This is a genomic window from Stenotrophomonas sp. NPDC077461 (genome assembly GCF_049545475.1).
In the GTDB taxonomy this organism is placed as follows: Bacteria; Pseudomonadota; Gammaproteobacteria; order Xanthomonadales; family Xanthomonadaceae; genus Stenotrophomonas; species Stenotrophomonas nematodicola.
The window spans coordinates 25,718-42,726 of record NZ_JBMWDO010000012.1; the positions used below are offsets into that span (position 1 = coordinate 25,718).

17 protein-coding genes and 1 riboswitch are annotated in these 17,009 nt (G+C 69.1%); of the genes, 14 read left to right on the forward strand and 3 right to left on the reverse strand.

Translation table 11 applies throughout. From position 1 onward, the window contains the following. The first annotated feature begins 20 nt into the window (after nucleotides 1-20). Together purU and ACPEH8_RS17430 are read left to right on the forward strand one after the other, a co-directional pair. On the forward strand, nucleotides 21-872 hold the full coding sequence (gene purU, locus ACPEH8_RS17425) for a formyltetrahydrofolate deformylase (RefSeq protein WP_026070900.1): 852 nt from the start codon (nucleotides 21-23) through the stop codon (nucleotides 870-872). Between the two features lie 51 nt (nucleotides 873-923). Then, nucleotides 924-1,091 (forward strand): hypothetical protein, encoded by a 168-nt coding sequence (locus tag ACPEH8_RS17430; RefSeq protein WP_017356870.1) that lies wholly within the window; start codon nucleotides 924-926, stop codon nucleotides 1,089-1,091. A 16-nt stretch (nucleotides 1,092-1,107) separates the two neighbouring features. Here ACPEH8_RS17430 and pncA read toward each other — a convergent pair whose 3' ends face one another. From pncA to metE, 3 genes are all read right to left on the reverse strand, one after another. Next, on the reverse strand, nucleotides 1,108-1,734 hold the full coding sequence (gene pncA / locus ACPEH8_RS17435; protein ID WP_423667661.1) for a bifunctional nicotinamidase/pyrazinamidase: 627 nt from the start codon (nucleotides 1,732-1,734) through the stop codon (nucleotides 1,108-1,110). Between the two features lie 51 nt (nucleotides 1,735-1,785). After that, nucleotides 1,786-2,475 carry an epoxyqueuosine reductase QueH gene (locus tag ACPEH8_RS17440; protein WP_136006633.1) on the reverse strand — a complete coding sequence of 230 codons (690 nt, stop codon included), beginning with the start codon at nucleotides 2,473-2,475 and terminating at the stop codon, nucleotides 1,786-1,788. A gap of 70 nt (nucleotides 2,476-2,545) precedes the next feature. Further along, nucleotides 2,546-4,840, reverse strand: a complete 2,295-nt coding sequence (gene metE, locus ACPEH8_RS17445) for a 5-methyltetrahydropteroyltriglutamate--homocysteine S-methyltransferase (protein WP_166472478.1) — start codon at nucleotides 4,838-4,840, stop codon at nucleotides 2,546-2,548. 214 nt (nucleotides 4,841-5,054) lie between these two features. After that, nucleotides 5,055-5,286: riboswitch (cobalamin riboswitch) on the reverse strand. A gap of 169 nt (nucleotides 5,287-5,455) precedes the next feature. Between metE and ACPEH8_RS17450 the strand changes: the two genes are divergently transcribed. From ACPEH8_RS17450 to ACPEH8_RS17505, 12 genes are all read left to right on the forward strand, one after another. Beyond that, nucleotides 5,456-6,232, forward strand: coding sequence for a hypothetical protein (locus ACPEH8_RS17450; protein ID WP_017356866.1), 777 nt, complete (start codon nucleotides 5,456-5,458; stop codon nucleotides 6,230-6,232). Between the two features lie 70 nt (nucleotides 6,233-6,302). After that, nucleotides 6,303-6,872 (forward strand): sigma-70 family RNA polymerase sigma factor, encoded by a 570-nt coding sequence (locus tag ACPEH8_RS17455; protein ID WP_017356865.1) that lies wholly within the window; start codon nucleotides 6,303-6,305, stop codon nucleotides 6,870-6,872. Beyond that, a complete protein-coding gene (locus ACPEH8_RS17460) occupies nucleotides 6,869-7,642 on the forward strand; it encodes an anti-sigma factor (protein ID WP_017356864.1) in 774 nt (257 codons plus the stop codon). Before ACPEH8_RS17455 ends, ACPEH8_RS17460 begins: the two co-directional genes overlap by 4 nt. Before the next feature lie 82 nt (nucleotides 7,643-7,724). Then, nucleotides 7,725-8,684 (forward strand): acyl-CoA desaturase, encoded by a 960-nt coding sequence (locus tag ACPEH8_RS17465; RefSeq protein WP_136006638.1) that lies wholly within the window; start codon nucleotides 7,725-7,727, stop codon nucleotides 8,682-8,684. A 1-nt stretch (nucleotide 8,685) separates the two neighbouring features. Then, entirely contained in the window at nucleotides 8,686-9,966 is a 1,281-nt protein-coding gene (locus ACPEH8_RS17470; RefSeq protein ID WP_423667663.1) for an NAD(P)/FAD-dependent oxidoreductase, read from the forward strand. Beyond that, nucleotides 9,963-10,730: a DUF1365 domain-containing protein gene (locus ACPEH8_RS17475; protein ID WP_287248431.1), complete on the forward strand. Its 768-nt coding sequence runs from the start codon at nucleotides 9,963-9,965 to the stop codon at nucleotides 10,728-10,730. The genes ACPEH8_RS17470 and ACPEH8_RS17475 overlap by 4 nt, the downstream gene beginning before the upstream one ends. Continuing rightward, a complete protein-coding gene (locus ACPEH8_RS17480) occupies nucleotides 10,727-11,983 on the forward strand; it encodes a class I SAM-dependent methyltransferase (RefSeq protein WP_262071738.1) in 1,257 nt (418 codons plus the stop codon). The genes ACPEH8_RS17475 and ACPEH8_RS17480 overlap by 4 nt, the downstream gene beginning before the upstream one ends. Nucleotide 11,984: 1 nt before the next feature. Continuing rightward, the gene (locus tag ACPEH8_RS17485; RefSeq protein ID WP_136006644.1) at nucleotides 11,985-12,542 is read left to right on the forward strand and encodes a DUF2878 domain-containing protein; all 558 of its coding nucleotides are present in this window, start codon (nucleotides 11,985-11,987) and stop codon (nucleotides 12,540-12,542) included. After that, on the forward strand, nucleotides 12,539-13,330 hold the full coding sequence (locus ACPEH8_RS17490) for a DUF1295 domain-containing protein (protein WP_136006646.1): 792 nt from the start codon (nucleotides 12,539-12,541) through the stop codon (nucleotides 13,328-13,330). Before ACPEH8_RS17485 ends, ACPEH8_RS17490 begins: the two co-directional genes overlap by 4 nt. Then, nucleotides 13,327-14,400 (forward strand): SAM-dependent methyltransferase, encoded by a 1,074-nt coding sequence (locus tag ACPEH8_RS17495; RefSeq protein WP_017357386.1) that lies wholly within the window; start codon nucleotides 13,327-13,329, stop codon nucleotides 14,398-14,400. The genes ACPEH8_RS17490 and ACPEH8_RS17495 overlap by 4 nt, the downstream gene beginning before the upstream one ends. Before the next feature lie 66 nt (nucleotides 14,401-14,466). Next, nucleotides 14,467-14,964, forward strand: a complete 498-nt coding sequence (locus tag ACPEH8_RS17500; RefSeq protein ID WP_229296577.1) for a lipocalin family protein — start codon at nucleotides 14,467-14,469, stop codon at nucleotides 14,962-14,964. A 144-nt stretch (nucleotides 14,965-15,108) separates the two neighbouring features. Next, nucleotides 15,109-17,004 carry a patatin-like phospholipase family protein gene (locus ACPEH8_RS17505; protein WP_423667666.1) on the forward strand — a complete coding sequence of 632 codons (1,896 nt, stop codon included), beginning with the start codon at nucleotides 15,109-15,111 and terminating at the stop codon, nucleotides 17,002-17,004. Nucleotides 17,005-17,009: the final 5 nt, after the last annotated feature.

The window sequence follows — 17,009 nt, forward strand, 5'->3', positions numbered from 1 at the left end:
CGCTCACTTACACTGCCGTGATGCGCCCCGATTCCATCCTCACCCTGTCATGCCCGGACCGTACCGGGATCGTCTACCGCGTGTCCGGCCTGCTGTTCGAGCTGGGCTGCAACATCCTCGATGCCCAGCAGTTCGGCGACGAGGAGAGCGGCCGGTTCTTCCTGCGCGTGCATTTCGATCGCGCCGCCGAACGGTCGCTGGCAGACGTGGAAGCGCGCATGGCCACGCTGGGCAGCGAGTTCACGATGGACTGGCAACTGCACGATGCGCGTCGTCGGGCACGGCTGCTGGTGCTGGTCAGCAGGCAGGGGCATTGCCTCAACGACCTGCTGTTCCGTGCGCACAGCCGCCAGCTGCAGGTGGATATCGCGGCGGTGGCCTCCAACCACACCGACTTCGCCGCTCTCGCCGGCTCCTACGGTGTCCCGTTCCACCACCTGCCGGTTAACGCCGACAACCGCGCCGTGCAGGAGCAGCAGATCATTGACCTGGTCGAACGCGAGAAGATCGATCTGGTGGTACTGGCGCGGTACATGCAGATCCTGTCGCCGCGCCTGTGCCAGGCGCTGGCGGGGCGGGCGATCAACATCCATCACAGCTTCCTGCCCAGCTTCAAGGGCGCGCAGCCGTACCACCAGGCGCACGCACGCGGGGTCAAGATCATCGGTGCGACCGCGCACTATGTGACCGACGATCTGGACGAAGGTCCGATCATCGAACAGGACGTGGCGCGCGTGGACCACGCGATGACCCCGCGGGATCTGGTGCGGCTGGGCAGCGATACCGAGTCGCAGGTGCTGGCGCGCGCGGTACGGCGGCATGTCGAGCATCGCATCCTGCGCAATGGACACCGCACGGTGGTGTTCCGCTGATCGCGGTGGCCGATGCTATGCTCCGGTCCCTGTCCTGCAATGGAGTGCGCGATGAATACCGATCCGATGGTGTGGGTGAAGCTGCTGGCCGTACTGGGTGTATGCGCGGTGGTGGTGGGCGGTTCGATCTGGTTGCTGGTGTGGGTGTTCCAGCGCAATGCACGGCTGGAAGCCGAGCGCCAGCGCAAGGCCGCCGCCAAGCAGCCGCCACAGGCCTGAGCCGGCGGCGTACCCCTCAGCGCAGCGTGATGCTGCTGGCCGCCAGCGCCGCGCGCGTGGCATCGTCGTTGGCGGCACTGACCGGGCGCGTCAGCGCCCACAGATAGCCCACGCGGAAGCCGGCGGCGGCCGCATCCTGTGCGGTCCACAGCACGCAGTAGTCGCGTGCCAGGCCGCACACATGCACCTCGGCGATATCGCGTTCGCGCAGCCAGCCGGCCAGCCCGGTGGGTGGCCGCTGGCCATCGGCGTCGTGGTTTTCCTGGAAGGCGCTGTACGAATCGACGTGGCGGTTGCGTCCCTTGCGCAGGATCATCGCCGCCGGCGTCCAGTCCACGCCGACGTGCAATGCGGCGCCGGGCGTGCCCTGCACGCAGTGGTCCGGCCACAGCGTCTGCGGGTGGCCGTGCAGGGCAATCTGCTCGAACGGGGCGTGGCCGGGATGCTGGCTGGCAAACGACGCATGATCGGCCGGGTGCCAGTCCTGGGTCGCCACCACGGTGGCATAGCGGCCCTGTGCCAGCAGCGCGGCGATGTCCGCCACGATCGCATCGCCGTCTTCGCAGGGCAACGCGCCGCCGGGCATGAAGTCCGGCTGCAGATCGACCACGATCAGGGCGACATCGGTGGGAAAGCGGTTCATGGCAGCATCACGCAGGCGGGGCGTCCAGTCTAGCCGACGCCCCGGTGGCGGTCAGTCGTCGTCGCCCGGTCGCGATGTGCCGTCGCCGTAGTACAGCACCCCGATTCTGATCCGCTCGCGGCCGTTCTCGCGGCGGTGGCGGTTGGCATCGCGCAGCGAGTACACGCAGCCACAGTACTCCTGCTGGTAGAACTGCTCGCGCTTGCTGATCTCGATCATGCGCGCGGCACCGCCGCCTTTGCGCCAGTTGTGGTCCCAGTACTGGATGCCCGGGTAGTGCGCGGCGGCGCGGTGGCCGCAGTCGTTGATCTGGTTCATGTCCTTCCAGCGCGAGATGCCCAGCGAACTGCTGATCACCTGGAAGCCGTGTTCGTGCGCGTACAGCGCCGTGCGCACAAAGCGCATGTCGAAGCACATCGTGCAGCGGATGCCGCGCTCGGGCTCGTTCTCCATGCCGCGTGCGCGTGAAAACCAGTTGTCGGTGTCGTAGTCGGCATCGACGAACGGCACGCCGTGTTTCTCGGCAAAGCGGATGTTCTCCTGCTTGCGCAGTTCGTACTCCTTCACCGGGTGGATGTTGGGGTTGTAGAAGAAGATCGTGTAATCGATGCCCGAGGCGGTGATCGCCTCCATGACTTCGCCGGAGCACGGGGCGCAGCACGAATGCAGCAGCAGCCTGGTGTGGCCACCCGGCAGGGTGAGAGTGGGGCGGTCGATCGGGGGGGTGTGAGGCAGTGTCATGCGATGTCTCGTCGACCGCACCGCCGGCAACGGCGGCGGCGCGGTCTTTGGGGCCAGGCGTGGCGGTGGGTCAGGCGGCGTTGGCGTCGGCGCTTTCCTCGCGCAGCTGGCGCGCGGCGGCCACCAGTGCGTCGAGGGCGGCGCGGGTTTCCTTCCAGCCGCGTGTCTTGAGCCCGCAGTCCGGGTTGACCCAGATCTGCTCCGGACGCAGGACCTCGGCGGCCTTGCGCAGCAGCGCGAGCATCTCCTCCTTGTCCGGCACGCGCGGCGAATGGATGTCGTACACGCCCGGACCGATCTCGTTGGGGTACTGGAAGCGGACGAACGCATCCAGCAGCTCCATGCGCGACCGCGAGGTCTCGATGGAGATCACGTCGGCATCCATTGCGGCGACCGAATGGATGATGTCGTTGAACTCGGAGTAGCACATGTGGGTGTGGATCTGCGTCGCGTCGCGCACGCCGCTGGCGCTGATCCGGAACGCTTCCACCGCCCAGTCCAGGTACTCGCGCCACTGCGCGCGACGCAGCGGCAATCCCTCCCGGATGGCCGGTTCGTCGATCTGGATCACACCGATGCCGGCCGCTTCCAGGTCCAGCACCTCATCGCGCAGGGCCAGCGCGATCTGCCGGCAGGTCGCGGCACGCGACTGGTCATCGCGCACGAACGACCACTGCAGCACCGTCACCGGGCCGGTCAGCATGCCTTTCATCGGCCGGTCGGTGAGCGACTGCGCGTACTGCGACCAGCGCACCGTCATCGGCTGGGGACGGGTCACATCGCCGTAGATCACCGGCGGTTTCACGCAGCGCGAACCGTAGCTCTGCACCCACCCGCTCCTGGTGAACGCGAAACCATCGAGCTGCTCGCCGAAGTACTCGACCATGTCGTTGCGCTCGAACTCGCCGTGCACCAGCACGTCCAGCCCGATCTGCTCCTGCACGCGCACGCAGTGTTCGGTCTGGGTGGCGAGGAAGGCATCGTAGTCGGCATCGGAGAGCTTGCCGGACTTGTTGCGCGCACGCGCTTCACGCACCTCCAGGGTCTGTGGGAACGACCCGATGGTGGTGGTGGGGAAGCGCGGCAGCTTGAGGGCGGCCGCCTGCGCCAGGTGACGTTGCGGGTAGCGGCTGTGGCGCTGCGCATCGGCCGGGGTCAGCGCGGCCAGACGCGCGGCGACGGCCGGCTTGTGCACGCGCGGCGACTGCCGGCGCGACTCGATGCGGGCCCGTGCCTCGGCCAGCCCGGCCTCGGCATGCGCGGCGCCATCGATGGCGTCGGCGAGCAGGCGCAGCTCCTGCAGCTTCTGTCGTGCGAAGGCCAGCCAGCCGCGCAGCTCATCGTCGAGCCTGGTTTCCAGCGCGAGGTCCACCGGGCTGTGCAGCAGCGAGCACGACGGGGACAGCCACAGCCGGTTGCCCAGGTGGCCATGCGCGTAGCGCGCCAGCACCAGCGCGTTGTCCAGATGGGTACGCCAGATGTTGCGGCCGTTGACCAGGCCAGCTGACAGCACGCGGCCGGCCGGGAGTGCCTTGATCACCGCATCCAGCTGTTCCGGTGCGCGCACCAGGTCCACGTGCAGGCCATCGACGGGCAAAGAGGCCGCCAGCGGGAGGTTGTCGTCCAGCGCGCCGAAGTAGGTGGCCAGCAGCACCTTCGGGCGCGGCGCGGTGGCCAGCGTGGCGTAGGCATGCACGTAGGCGGCGCGTGCCGTCTCGTCCAGATCCTGCACCAGCAGCGGCTCGTCCAGCTGCACCCACTCGGCGCCGGCGTCCTTCAGGGCGCCAAGCAGCTCGACGTAGACCGGCAGCAGCGCGTCCAGCAGATCCAGCGCCGGGCTGCCATCCACGGTCTTGGACAGCAGCAGGAAGCTCACCGGGCCCAGCAGTACCGGCCGCGTCTGGATGCCCAGCGCGCGGGCTTCGCGATACTCGGCCAACGGCTTGTCGCCGCGCAGTGCGAAGCCCTGTCCAGCCTGCAGCTCGGGCACCAGGTAGTGGTAGTTGGTGTCGAACCACTTGGTCATTTCAAGCGCGTGCAGGTCGTGGCCATCGCGCTGCACGCCACGGGCCAGGGCGAAGTAGCCGGCCAGCGGGTCGGCATCGGCCAGCGCGCGGTAGCGCGCCGGAATCGCGTCGAACAGGAACGCGGCATCAAGCACCTGGTCGTAGAGGCTGAAGTCGTTGCTCGGCGGTACGTCCACCCCGGCCTCGCGCTGCAGCTGCCAATGGCGGGCGCGCAGCGCGCGGGCGGTGTCCTGCAGCGATTGCGCGCTGCTCTCGCCGGACCAGTACGCCTCCAGCGCGCGCTTGAGCTCGCGCTTGGCGCCGATGCGCGGAAAACCCAGGTTGGTAACGGTAGTCATTGGAACGTGTCCTCATTGCGTAGGGGCATTGAGGAACGAAGGAACCGCGCGCCGTCCACGCCATTGCTGCCGTGCCCGCCCCGCCAGCGACCTTCGCCCCCGCGGGCGAACCGGATGCCGCGAAGCGGACGCACGGGGGCGGCGCCATGCTGGCGGCATGGCGGCAGGCCCCGGCAACCTCCCCGCGGACGTTCCAGGTCGAATCGGGGAACGGTCGTGTTCCCCGGCCGGGGCCGGTATTCGGGCTGATGGACACGGGCGCGCACGCCCTCCTTGTACCTGCCGCTTCCCAGGCGGATGCCCAGTGCTGTTGGCAGGATTCGTTTCCATTCACCGCTGCGGGGCAGCTCCGGAATGGGCGCGCAAGGCGCCTTCACCGGATTCCCGTTTAAACCCATCCCTTCATCGGCATGAAGAGATGGATACCTTCGGCGAGCACAAGGTAGGCCGAAGGGGCGCGGTGGTCAAGGGGGGCCGGTTCGTCCTGGGTCGCGTCACGGGGCCTCTGCCGGTTCAGCCAGAACGTGCTTCGGGAGTGGGGCAGGCGCGCCAGCCACTGCATCCATGACGCCGTTGCCTGCGTATCTCCCGATGACCCCCCCTGCGGAGCCGGACATGCGCCGAACCCTTCTTCCCTCGCTGCTGCTGGTGCTGATCCCGGCGCTGCCAGCCGCTGCCCAGCAGGTGCAGCGCCAGGAAGGCCGTGCCTACGCGCCCGCCGGCGGGCGCCTGCTGTACCGCGAGACCCATTGGCTGCAGGGCCCGCCCGAGGCGCGCTCGCGGCTGGTGCTGTACCGCTGCGCGGACGGACGCGCCTTCGCGCGCAAATGGATGACCCCGCAGGGCAGTGCGCAGACCCCGGACTTCGCGTTCGAAGATGCGCGCAACGGCTACCAGGAAGGCCTGCAGGGCAGCGCCACCGCCCGCACCGTGTACGTGCGTGAGGACGCGCAGGCCGAACGCGTGAGCCGTACCATCGCGATTCCGTCCGACGCGGTGGTCGATGCCGGGTTCGACGCGGCCGTGCTCAAGCACTGGGACGCCCTCCAGGGCGGGCGCAGCGTGGCCTTCCAGTTCCTGCTGCCCAGCCGCCAGCGGCTGGTGCCATTGAAGCTGCAGCGCAGCGGTGCGGTCACCTGGCAGGGCCAGCCGGCCGAGCAGCTGCAGATGCGCCTGGATGCCTGGTTCGGCTTCGCCGTGCCGGCGGTGACCCTGATCTACGCGCGCGCCACACCCCGCCTCCTGCAGTTCTCCGGCACCGGCAACGTGCGTGATGAACACGGGCGCTACCCCCAGGTGCGCGTCGAGTTTGCCGAGGCGCCGGTCGCGGCAACGCTGGCCGAGCTGGCCTCCGCGCGGCAGCAACCGCTGGTGTCCGCATGTGCCGGATGAGTGCCCCCTTGCGCGGCAGGCGCGCAGCGACGACGATGCCGGCTGTTCCCCCGACGACATTGAGCCTGCGATGCCCGAGCTGGACACTGCCGATACCGGTGCCTCGCGGCGCCTCGATGAGCTGCTCGTCCAGGTCGCCACCGGCGACCGCCAGGCGTTTGAATCGGTTTACCAGTTGGCCTCCGGCCGTCTCTTCGCGATCTGCCTGCACATATTGCGCGACCGCGGCGATGCCGAGGACGTGCTGCAGGACGCCTTCGTCACGGTGTGGCACAAGGCCGCGCAGTTTGACCGCGCCAAGGCCTCAGCCATGACCTGGCTCTCCACGCTGGCCCGCAACCGCGCCATCGATCGCCTGCGCGCCGCACCGCCGCGCCCGCTGGACGATCTGTCGGTGGCCGAAGAGATTCCCGATTTCGCGCCGCAGCCAGCGCAGGCGGCCGAGCACGCCTCCGATCGCGAGCGCCTGGACGATTGCCTGGACACGCTGGAGCCTCGCCGGCGTTCGCTGATCCGGCTGGCCTTCCTGGATGGGGCGAGCTATGACGAACTGGCGCGCCGGATCGGTGCGCCGCTGGGATCGGTGAAAAGCTGGATCCGCCGTGGGCTGGGCCAACTACGGGTGTGCCTGGAACGATGAACGTCCGCGATCTCCACGATATGCCTCATGACGCCGAACCACCCGGCGCGGACATCCTGGCCGGTGAATACGTGCTCGGGGTGCTCGATGCCGCCCAGCGCGCCGAGGTGGAACAGCGCATCGCCCGTGATCCGGGCTTTGCGCGCCTGGTCAGCCAGTGGGAAAACCGGCTGGCGCCGCTGCTCGACTCACTCGGCACCGAGGCCGTCCCGGCCCACCTGTGGCCGCGTATCCGCACCTCGCTGGGCTGGCCGTCGGTGGGCGCCACACCGCGCGCCTGGCAGCGCACCGGCTTCTGGCAGGGCATGACGGCGCTGGCAGCGGTGGTCGCGCTGGTGGCGGTCCTTGCCCGCCGCGACGTGGTACCGGTGGCACCGGTAGCGCCGCCGGTGGCGGTCACCCCGACCACGCCGGCCGAGCCGGAACAGGCCACCAGGCCGGTCACGCCGCTGCTGCACGACGACGGTTCCCCTGGCTGGCTGGCCTCGGTCGACAAGGCCCACGGCAAAGTGTTGATGGTGCCGGTCCCGGCGCCAGCAGACGCCGCCGGGCGCGCGCCCGAGCTGTGGCTGATCCCGGCGGGCGGTGCACCGCGTTCGCTGGGCCTGGTCTCGATCAACCGCGCCCACACCGTGGCGGTACCGGACATGCTGCGTGATGCGCTGGTGAACGGTTCGGTGCTGGCGATCACGCTGGAACCGTCCGGCGGCGCCCCGCAGGGCATCCCGACCGGCCCGGTCATCGCCAAGGGCGACATCGCCAACCTCTAAGGTGCACTTTATTTCCGGATACGTGCATCCGGAAGGCCGCTGTTCCCGTATCTCCTGACAAGCACGCCAGGAGATGCGCGATATGTCGGCCGGACCCGCCCCTGCAACAGGACGCACCGCCCGCCGGGGCCTTTGGCCCACGGTGCGGCGCTGGTTTGATACCGGTGCCGACACGACGGTGGCGCCCGAAGCCGCGCAGCGCGTGGACTGGCTGCGCGCGATCCCGTTCGCGGCGATGCACCTGGCCTGCGTGGCGGTGTTGTGGGTGGGCGTGTCCTGGATCGCGGTCGGGGTCGCGGTGGCGCTGTATGCCGTGCGCATGTTCGCGATCACCGCCTTCTACCACCGCTACTTCGCGCACCGCACCTTCCGGACCTCGCGCGCGGTGCAGTTCGCGTTCGCCGTGATCGGCGCGGCCAGCGTGCAGCGGGGCCCGCTTTGGTGGGCCGCGCACCATCGGCACCACCATCGCCATACCGATACCCCGGCCGATCCGCACTCGCCGCGTGTGCACGGCTTCTGGTGGAGCCACATGGGCTGGTTCCTCACCCCCGAAGGGTTCCGCACCGACTTCGCGCGCATCCCGGACCTGGCGAAATATCCCGAACTGCGCTGGCTGGACCGCTTCGACACTCTGGTGCCGATCGTGTTGGCCGCCGCGTTGTTCGGCCTGGGGGCCGTGCTCGAGCGCATCGCGCCGTCGTGGGGCACCAGCGGCGGCCAGATGCTGGTGTGGGGCTTCTTCATCTCCACGGTGGTGCTGTTCCACGCCACGGTGACCATCAACTCGCTGGCGCACCGCTTCGGCCGGCGCCGCTTCGCCACCGCCGACGACAGCCGCAACAACCTGTGGCTGGCACTGCTGACCTTCGGTGAAGGCTGGCACAACAACCATCACTTCTTCCCGGGCACAGTGCGCCAGGGCTTCTACTGGTGGGAAGTGGACATCACCTGGTACGGCCTGCGCGTGATGGGCTGGCTGGGCCTGGTACGCGATCTCAAACCGGTGCCGGCGTGGGTGCTGGCCAAGGCGGAGAACTGACATGCGCATCGCCGTGATCGGATCGGGCATCGCCGGCCTTGCGAGCGCCTGGTGGCTGTCGCAGCGCCACGAGGTGACCCTGTTCGAAGCCAACGACTACCTCGGCGGGCACACCCACACCCATACGGTGGAGGTGGACGGGCGCACGCAGGCGGTGGACACCGGGTTCATCGTGTTCAACCCGCTGCACTATCCCCTGCTCACCGCGCTGTTCGAGCAGCTCAACGTGGCGACGCGGGCGACCACCATGAGCTTTTCCGTGCACAGCGAGCGCAGCGGGCTGGAGTACAACGCCACCTCGCTGGATGCGCTGTTCTGCCAGCGCCGCAACCTGGTCTCGCCGCGCTTCTGGGGCATGCTGCGCGATCTGCGGCGCTTCTACCGCGAGGCACCGGCGCTGCTGCAGAGCGACGGGGACGGGCCATCGCTCGGTGAATACCTGCAGGACGGTGGCTACGGACGCGCCTTTGTGGACGAGCACCTGTTGCCGATGGCCTCGGCGCTCTGGTCGGCGCCCACGGCGGCGCTGGCCGCGTTCCCGGCACGCTACCTGGTGCAGTTCATGGCCAACCACCAGATGCTGCAGGTCAGTGGCCGTGCGCCGTGGCGGGTGGTGGATGGCGGGTCGGCCCGCTACATCGACGCGATGCGGCGCCGCTGGCAGGTCCGGGAGCGTCTGGAGTGCCGGGTATACGGCGTGGAACGTCACGCGCAGGGCGTCCGCGTGCACAGTGCGGCCGGGCTGGAAGGGTTTGACCAGCTGGTGCTGGCCTGCCACAGCGACCAGGCGCTGGCGATGCTGTCCGATGCCGATCCGACCGAACGTGCCGTGCTCGGGGCGATCCGCTATCAGCCCAACGAGGTGGTCCTGCATACCGACGCCCGGCTGCTGCCCACGCACCGCAAGGCGTGGGCCGCCTGGAACGCCCACGTGCCGGCGTCGCCGACGGCACCGTGCACGGTCAGCTACTGCATGAACCTGCTGCAGGGCATCGACACGCCCACGCCGCTGGTGGTCACGCTCAACCGCAGTGAGGCGATCGACCCGGCCAAGGTGCTGCGCCGCCTGCAGTACTCGCACCCCGTGCACGACCACGCGATGGTGCGCGCGCAGGGGCGCTGGGCCGAGGTACAGGGCCGGCGCCGGACCTGGTTCGCCGGCGCTTACTGGGGCTGGGGCTTCCATGAGGACGGCATCCGCAGCGCGCGCCGTGTGGTGGATGCGCTGGACGCACTGGATGCCGACGCGTACTGGCCGTTGTCCGAGGCGGTGTCGGCATGAGCGCCAGCGCGATCTACCGCGGCCGCATGCGGCATCGCCGCCACCTGCCACAGGCCCACGCGTTCGGCTACCCGGTGGCGCAGCTGCTGCTGGATCTGGATGAGCTGGACCAGGTGTTCCGTGGCCGCTGGCTGTGGTCGGTGGGCCGCCGCAACCTGGCCGAGTTCCGCCGCAGCGACTACCTCGGCGACCCGGCCGTGCCGCTGGCCGAAGCCGTGCGCGCGCGGGTGACCGAGGCGCTCGGCCGCGCGCCGGCCGGACCGATCCGCCTGCTCGCGCACCTGCGCTATGGCGGCCACGTGTTCAATCCGGTCAGCTTCTACTACTGCTACGCCGCCGACGGCACCACGCTGGAGTGCATCGTCGCGGAGATCACCAACACGCCCTGGAAAGAGCGGCACGCCTACGTGCTGCCGGTGGCCGCCGCCGATGCCCACGGCCGCGCGCTGGCATGGGAGTTCGACAAGCAGTTCCACGTCTCGCCCTTCATGCCGATGGACTGCCGCTACCGCTGGCGCTTCACCGCGCCGGGTGAGGATCTGCACGTGCACATGCAGGTCTGGCGCGAGGGTGCGCGCCAGTTCGATGCCGATCTGGTGCTGCAGCGCCAGCCGCTGGACCGCCGCGGCCTCGCCGGCGTCCTGCTGCGCTACCCGCTGATGACCCTGCAGGTGGTCGCGGCCATCCACTGGCAGGCGCTGCGCCTGTGGCTCAAGCGCACCCCCGTCCACGACCACCCTTCGCTTGCTGGAAAACGCCCATGAACGACATGACCCGGCCACGCCTGCCCGCCCTGCCCACCGCGCTGGAACGCTTCCTGCGCGATCGCCTGGTGTCCCAGCTGGCGCCGCTGCGCGGTGGCAGCCTGCACCTGCGCGATGCCGCCGGCGATGTGATGCTGGGCGATCCGACGGCAACGCTGCGCGTTACCGTGTGGGTGGACGATCCGGCGTTCTACCGCGCGGTGGCCGCGCAGGGCAGCGTCGGCGCCGGCGAGGCCTACATCCGGGGCGACTGGCGCTGCAGCGACCTGGTCGCGCTGGTGCAGCTGCTGGTGCGCAACCGCGACCTGCTCGACAGCATGGAGCGCGGCGTGGCGCGTGTCGGTGGTTGGCTGCTGAAGGGCTGGAACCGCCTGCGCCGCAACACCCGCGAAGGCAGCCGGCGCAACATCGCCGCGCACTACGACCTCGGCAACCCGTTCTTCTCGCTGTTCCTGTCCGAGGACCTGATGTATTCCTCGGCGCTGTACGCCAGCACCGAGGACACGCTGGAGGCAGCCTCGCAGCGCAAACTCGCGCGCATCTGTGAACAGCTGCAGCTCACCGCCGATGATCGCGTCATCGAGATCGGCACCGGCTGGGGCGGTTTCGCGCTGTATGCGGCGCGCGAGATCGGCTGCCATGTCACCACCACCACCATTTCCGTCGAGCAGTACACGCTGGCCAAGGCGCGGGTGGAAGCCGCCGGCCTGCAGGACAGGGTGACCCTGCTGCTCAAGGACTACCGTGACCTGGAGGGCCAGTACGACAAGCTGGTCTCCATCGAGATGATCGAGGCGATCGGCGCACAGTACCTGGACACGTACTTCGCCACGCTCACCCGCCTGCTCAACCCCGACGGTCTGGCGCTGCTGCAGGCCATCACTATCGAGGACCAGCGCTACGAACAGGCCCGCCGCAGCGTGGACTACATCAAGCGCTTCGTGTTCCCCGGGAGCTTCATTCCGTCGATCAACGCGATCGTCGCTGCCAAGACCCGCAGCAGCGACCTGCAGCTGATTGGTCAGCACGATTTCGGGCCGTCCTATGCGCTGACGCTGCGGGCCTGGCGGCACCGCTTCCTTGCCCAGCTGCCCGCCGTGCGCGCGCAGGGCTTCGATGCGCGTTTCATCCGGATGTGGGAGTTCTACCTGGCCTATTGCGAAGGCGGCTTCCTGGAGCGCTCGATCGGCGTGTCGCACCTGCTGATGGCGCGCCCCGGCTACCGGCCTGCGCTGATCGCCGGGGAGGGCTGAGGTGCTGCGCTTCTGGTCCAACGTGATTGGCAACCAACTGGTGTGGCTGTGCGCAGTGGTCGGCGCCGGCCGCGGGTTGTGGTGGCCGGCATTGCTGGCAGCCGCCGTATACGTGGCCAGCCAGCTGGCGTGGTCGCCGCGGCCATCGGTCGAGATGAAGCTGATGGGCGTGGCGATCGGCTGCGGGCTGGTGGTCGATGGCCTGGCGGGTGGTACCGGGCGCGTGGTGTACGCCGCCGGCAACGATGCGGCCTGGCTGGCTCCGCCGTGGATTCTCGCGCTGTGGGCAGCCTTCGCCATGACGCTGACGGTGTCCTTCGCCGTGCTGCAGCGGCATCTGCGCGTGGCCGCACTGGTGGGGCTGCTGCTGGCACCGCTGGCGTATCTGTCGGCTGCGCGCGGCTGGTCCTCGGTGGTATTCACCGCGCCGCCGTGGCACGGCGTGGCAGTGCTGGGCCTTGGCTGGGCGGTCGCCCTGCCGCTGCTGGCCGCGTGCGCGCGCCACTGGCAACGCCCGGTGGACCCGATCAACACCCTCGCTGCGGGAGAGACACGATGAAGATGCTGTGGGTGATCTGGCTGTATGCCGCGGTGATCATGACGTGGGGCTGGTGGTGGCAGCGCCGCCACGAGAATATCGGCGTGGTCGACGTCCTGTGGGCCAAGGGTGTCGGTGCATCGGCGCTGCTGCTTGCCCTGCTCGGCACGGGTGCGTCGACACCGCGGATCGCCCTCGCTGCCCTTGGCGGCCTGTGGGGAACGCGGCTGGCGCTGCACCTGTGGCGCCGCGTCCGCAGCGAACCCGAGGACGGCCGCTACCGGCATCTGCGGCAGTATTGGAACGGCCATCAGGGCAAGATCTTCGGCTTCTTCCAGTTCCAGGCGCTGCTGATCGTGCTGTTCGCGCTGCCCTTCGTGGCGGTGTCGGTCGCCCCGGCCACGCACGTCGGCTGGCTGATCGCAGCGGCCGCGGTGTGGCTGCTGAGTGTGGGCGGCGAGGCGCTCGCCGATCGCCAGCTGGCGCGCTTCCGCGCCGATCCGGCCAACAAGGGGACGACCTGCCGCCAAGGGCTGTGGCGCTACTCGCGGCATCCCAACTATTTCTTCGAATGGCTGCACTGGTTCACCTACGTGCTGCTGGCCGTGCACTCGCCGCTGTGGTGGCTGGCGTGGTCCGGTCCGCTGGTGATGTACGTGTTCCTGCGCTGGGTCAGCGGCATTCCCTTCACCGAGGCGCAGGCGCTGCGCAGCCGTGGCGAGGACTATCGCCATTACCAGCGCACCACCCCGATGCTGTTCCCGTGGTTCCCCTCCCGCTCTTCCTCCCGCAAGGAGATGTCATCGTGAATGCCGCCAGTGAACCGTTGCCCCTGCCGGACTATGCCCCCGGCCTGACCGGCCTGGCCGAACGCGGCCTGCTGCCCGACGCGCTGCTGCGCCTGGGCATCCGCCGCCAATGCGAGCAGCGCCTGCGCGACGAACTCGCCGGGGGCCAGCAGGCCCAGTCGCAGCGCTTCGCCGCCCGCATCGCCGGGCTGGCCAGCAGCGCGGTGGCCCTGCACGTGGATGCAGCCAATCGCCAGCACTACGAGGTTCCGGCGGACTTCTTCCATCACTGCCTGGGCAAACGCCTGAAGTACAGCAGCTGCTACTACGCCACCGGCCACGAGACGCTGGATGAAGCCGAAGAGGCGATGCTGGCGCTGTATGGCGAGCGCGCGCAGCTCGCCGACGGCCAGCGCATCCTCGAGCTCGGCTGCGGTTGGGGCTCGCTGACCCTGTGGATGGCCGAGCGCTACCCCGGCGCGCGGATCACCGCGGTCTCCAACTCCAACAGCCAGCGCGAGTACATCCTGGGGCAGTGCCGGGCGCGGGGGCTGGCCAACGTCACCGTCCTTACCCGCGACGTCAACCATCTCACCCTGGAGGCGGGCAGCTTCGACCGCTGCGTGTCCATCGAGATGTTCGAGCACATGCGCAACTACCCGCAGCTGCTGCAGCGCATCCACGGCTGGCTCACCCCGCAGGGCAAGCTGTTCGTGCACATCTTCGTGCACCGCACGCTGATGTACCCGTTCGAGACGGACGGCGACGACAACTGGATGGGCCGGCACTTCTTCACCGGTGGCCTGATGCCTGCCGCCGACACGCTGCTGTTCTTCCAGCAGCACCTGCACCTGCAACAGCGCTGGCTGCTCGATGGCACCCACTACCAGCGCACCGCCAACCACTGGCTGGCCAACCAGGACCGCGAGAAGGACGCGGTGATGGCCGTGCTGCGCCAGTGCTACGGCGACGCTGCGGCCCCGCTGTGGCACCAGCGCTGGCGCATGTTCTGGATGGCCTGTGCGGAGCTGTTCGGCTACCAGCAGGGCCAGCAGTGGCAGGTGGCGCACTACCTGTTCGATCGCTCCTGATCCCCCACGCCTGCCGAGGACGCCGTCATGACGATTCGTGCTTTCATCCCGCTGCTGGTCACCGGCATGCTGCTGGGCGGTTGCGGCGGCAATACCCGCCCCATTCCCCCGGTGGCGCAGGTCGACGTGCCACGCTTCATGGGCGACTGGTATGTGATTGCGCATATCCCGAGCCGGCCCGAGCGCGAGGCCTACGATGCGGTGGAATCCTATGCGCTGCGACCGGACGGCCGCATCCAGACCACCTTCCGCTACCGCAAGGGCAGCTTCGACGCACCGGTGAAAACCATGCATCCGATCGGTACGGTCAAGGAAGGCACCGGCGGGGCGGTCTGGGGCATGCAGTTCATCTGGCCGATCCAGGCCGAGTACGTGATCGTGTACCTGGATCCGGACTACCAGCAGACGATTGTCGGCCGCAGCAAGCGCGACTATGTCTGGCTGATGTCGCGTACCCCGACCCTCTCCGATGCCGACTACCAGAAGGCCATGACACGCATCGCCGCGCTTGGCTATGACCTGTCCCAGGTAAGGCGCGTGCCGCAGTCCGGCGCGGCCGAGTAGGCCGATCCGTGGCCGGTTTCTCAGGCCCTGAGAAGCCCGCAGGCGATACTGTCGTCATCGATCTCCCGATGCGGCGGCCCCTCCGGGCCATGTACGGGGACGGTGCGCGGATCGGCTGCGCACCGGCGGACAGAGGACGGCAGCGTGGCGGACAGGTATTGCGATCTGGTCATGAAGGGCGGCATCACCAGCGGCATCGTGTATCCCAACGCGGTGCTGTCGCTGGCCCGACAGTACCGTTTCAAAAACATCGGCGGCACCTCGGCAGGCGCCATCGCCGCAGCGGTGGCGGCGGCGGCCGCGCTGGGCGACCGCCGGCGCCATGCCGGCCAGGCGGTGGAGGCGCAGGTCGGTTTTCCGGGCCTGGCCACGGTATCGGCCGAGCTGTCGCGGCGTGGCTTCATTTACAGCCTGTTCCAGCCCGCGCACGGTGCGCGCACCGCCTACCGGTTGCTGGTGATGCTCACCGGCAAGTCCAGCCTGCCGCGCAAGATCGCCTGCCTGCTCGCGGCGGTGTTCGCGATCGCGCCGCTGGAGCTGCTGGCCACGCTGGTGGGGCTGCTCGGCATCGGCTGGTTGGCCGGTGGCGTGGACGGTGTCTGGGCCACGCTGCTGCCGTCGCTGCTGTGCGCCTACGGTGCCGGCGTACTCGCCTCGGCCCTGCGCGTGGCGCGGGTCGCGCGGCGCAACCTGCTGGGCCTGTGCAGCGGCGCCACCCAGGCCGATGCATCGACGCCGGCGCTCACCGACTGGCTGCATGCCCGCCTGCAGGAGCTGGCTGGCCTGCCGGCCGACCGTCCGCTGACCTTCGGTGACCTGCACCAGGCACCACGCTATGCCGGCGAGCCGGCCGGGGCGCACGCGATCAGCCTGCAGATGATCACCACCTGCGTTTCGCATACCGAGCCGCGCACGTTGCCGTTCAGCGCTGCGCACTTCTGGTTCGTGCGCGAGGAGTTCCTGCAGCTGTTCCCGGCCAGTGTCGTGGACTGGCTGGTGGCGCAGGCCGGGGCGCCGCAGCGCGTGGACGGGCGCGACTACTACCGGCTGGTCGATGGCGAGCAGTTGCCGGTGCTGGTGGCCACCCGGATGAGCCTGAGCTTTCCGCTGCTGATCAGTGCGGTGCCGCTGCACGAGCCGGCGCGTCGTGAGCGCCGCTGCGAGCCGGCAGCGGCGCCCACGCCCGGGCGCGACAGCAGCAATGTGGCCGACAGCATGGAAGGGCTGACCAGTGGCGGGCAGAACTGTGGCCCGGTCATCACCGCGTTCCGGGTCTGCTGGTTCTCCGATGGCGGGATCAGCAGCAACTTCCCCATCCATCTGTTCGACGCCGCGCTGCCGCGCTGGCCCACCTTCGGCATCAACCTGGTGTATCCGCGCCACGCCGATGCCGTCCTCCTGTCCGATGCCGAGGGGCAGGGCGAACAGGCGCAGATCGAGCGGGCGGTGTTCCTGCCCACCGAGAACCGTCAGGGCTGGCAGCGCAGCTACCAGTCCATCGCCAAGCCGCTGGCCGCGGCGGAGATGTCCGGTTTTCTGTTCTCGATCGTCTCCACCATGCAGAACTGGCGCGATGTGCTGCAGGCGCGTGCGCCGGGCTATCGCGATCGCATCGTGCACGTTTCGCTGCACGGCGACGAAGGCGGCATGAATCTGGACATGCCGCAGGACGTGCTCAGCCGCATCGCCGCCAAGGGCAGCGTGGCCGGTGAGCGATTCTGTGACTTCTCCTTCGCCAACCACTACTGGATCCGCTGGCGCAACCTGGCCTCGGCCTACCAGCGCTACACCCTGGAGATCGCGCGCACCGACGATCCCGCGCAGCGCGTGGCTGCGTGGCACGATGCGTACGAGAGCGTGGCCAGCGGCGAACCGCCGCCGCCGTCCTACCGGTTGGGTTCGGAGGACAAGCGACGCGAATCGCAGCAGCTGTGGCACCACATGGTCGAGCAGGGCCAGCGCTGGGACGACCTCGGCCCGGACCTCACCGACGGCGCGCCTCGCCCCCTGCCGCAGATGAAGGTCACCCCGATCTATTGAGCCCG

Excerpts from the sequence above, each read along its gene's own strand:
- purU (WP_026070900.1), top strand. The coding sequence starts at position 21 with ATGCGCCCCGATTCCATCCTCACCCTGTCATGCCCGGACCGTACCGGG.
- ACPEH8_RS17430 (WP_017356870.1), top strand. The coding sequence starts at position 924 with ATGAATACCGATCCGATGGTGTGGGTGAAGCTGCTGGCCGTACTGGGT.
- pncA (WP_423667661.1), bottom strand. The coding sequence starts at position 1,734 with ATGAACCGCTTTCCCACCGATGTCGCCCTGATCGTGGTCGATCTGCAG.
- ACPEH8_RS17440 (WP_136006633.1), bottom strand. The coding sequence starts at position 2,475 with ATGACACTGCCTCACACCCCCCCGATCGACCGCCCCACTCTCACCCTG.
- metE (WP_166472478.1), bottom strand. The coding sequence starts at position 4,840 with ATGACTACCGTTACCAACCTGGGTTTTCCGCGCATCGGCGCCAAGCGC.
- ACPEH8_RS17450 (WP_017356866.1), top strand. The coding sequence starts at position 5,456 with ATGCGCCGAACCCTTCTTCCCTCGCTGCTGCTGGTGCTGATCCCGGCG.
- ACPEH8_RS17455 (WP_017356865.1), top strand. The coding sequence starts at position 6,303 with ATGCCCGAGCTGGACACTGCCGATACCGGTGCCTCGCGGCGCCTCGAT.
- ACPEH8_RS17460 (WP_017356864.1), top strand. The coding sequence starts at position 6,869 with ATGAACGTCCGCGATCTCCACGATATGCCTCATGACGCCGAACCACCC.
- ACPEH8_RS17465 (WP_136006638.1), top strand. The coding sequence starts at position 7,725 with ATGTCGGCCGGACCCGCCCCTGCAACAGGACGCACCGCCCGCCGGGGC.
- ACPEH8_RS17470 (WP_423667663.1), top strand. The coding sequence starts at position 8,686 with ATGCGCATCGCCGTGATCGGATCGGGCATCGCCGGCCTTGCGAGCGCC.
- ACPEH8_RS17475 (WP_287248431.1), top strand. The coding sequence starts at position 9,963 with ATGAGCGCCAGCGCGATCTACCGCGGCCGCATGCGGCATCGCCGCCAC.
- ACPEH8_RS17480 (WP_262071738.1), top strand. The coding sequence starts at position 10,727 with ATGAACGACATGACCCGGCCACGCCTGCCCGCCCTGCCCACCGCGCTG.
- ACPEH8_RS17490 (WP_136006646.1), top strand. The coding sequence starts at position 12,539 with ATGAAGATGCTGTGGGTGATCTGGCTGTATGCCGCGGTGATCATGACG.
- ACPEH8_RS17500 (WP_229296577.1), top strand. The coding sequence starts at position 14,467 with ATGCTGCTGGGCGGTTGCGGCGGCAATACCCGCCCCATTCCCCCGGTG.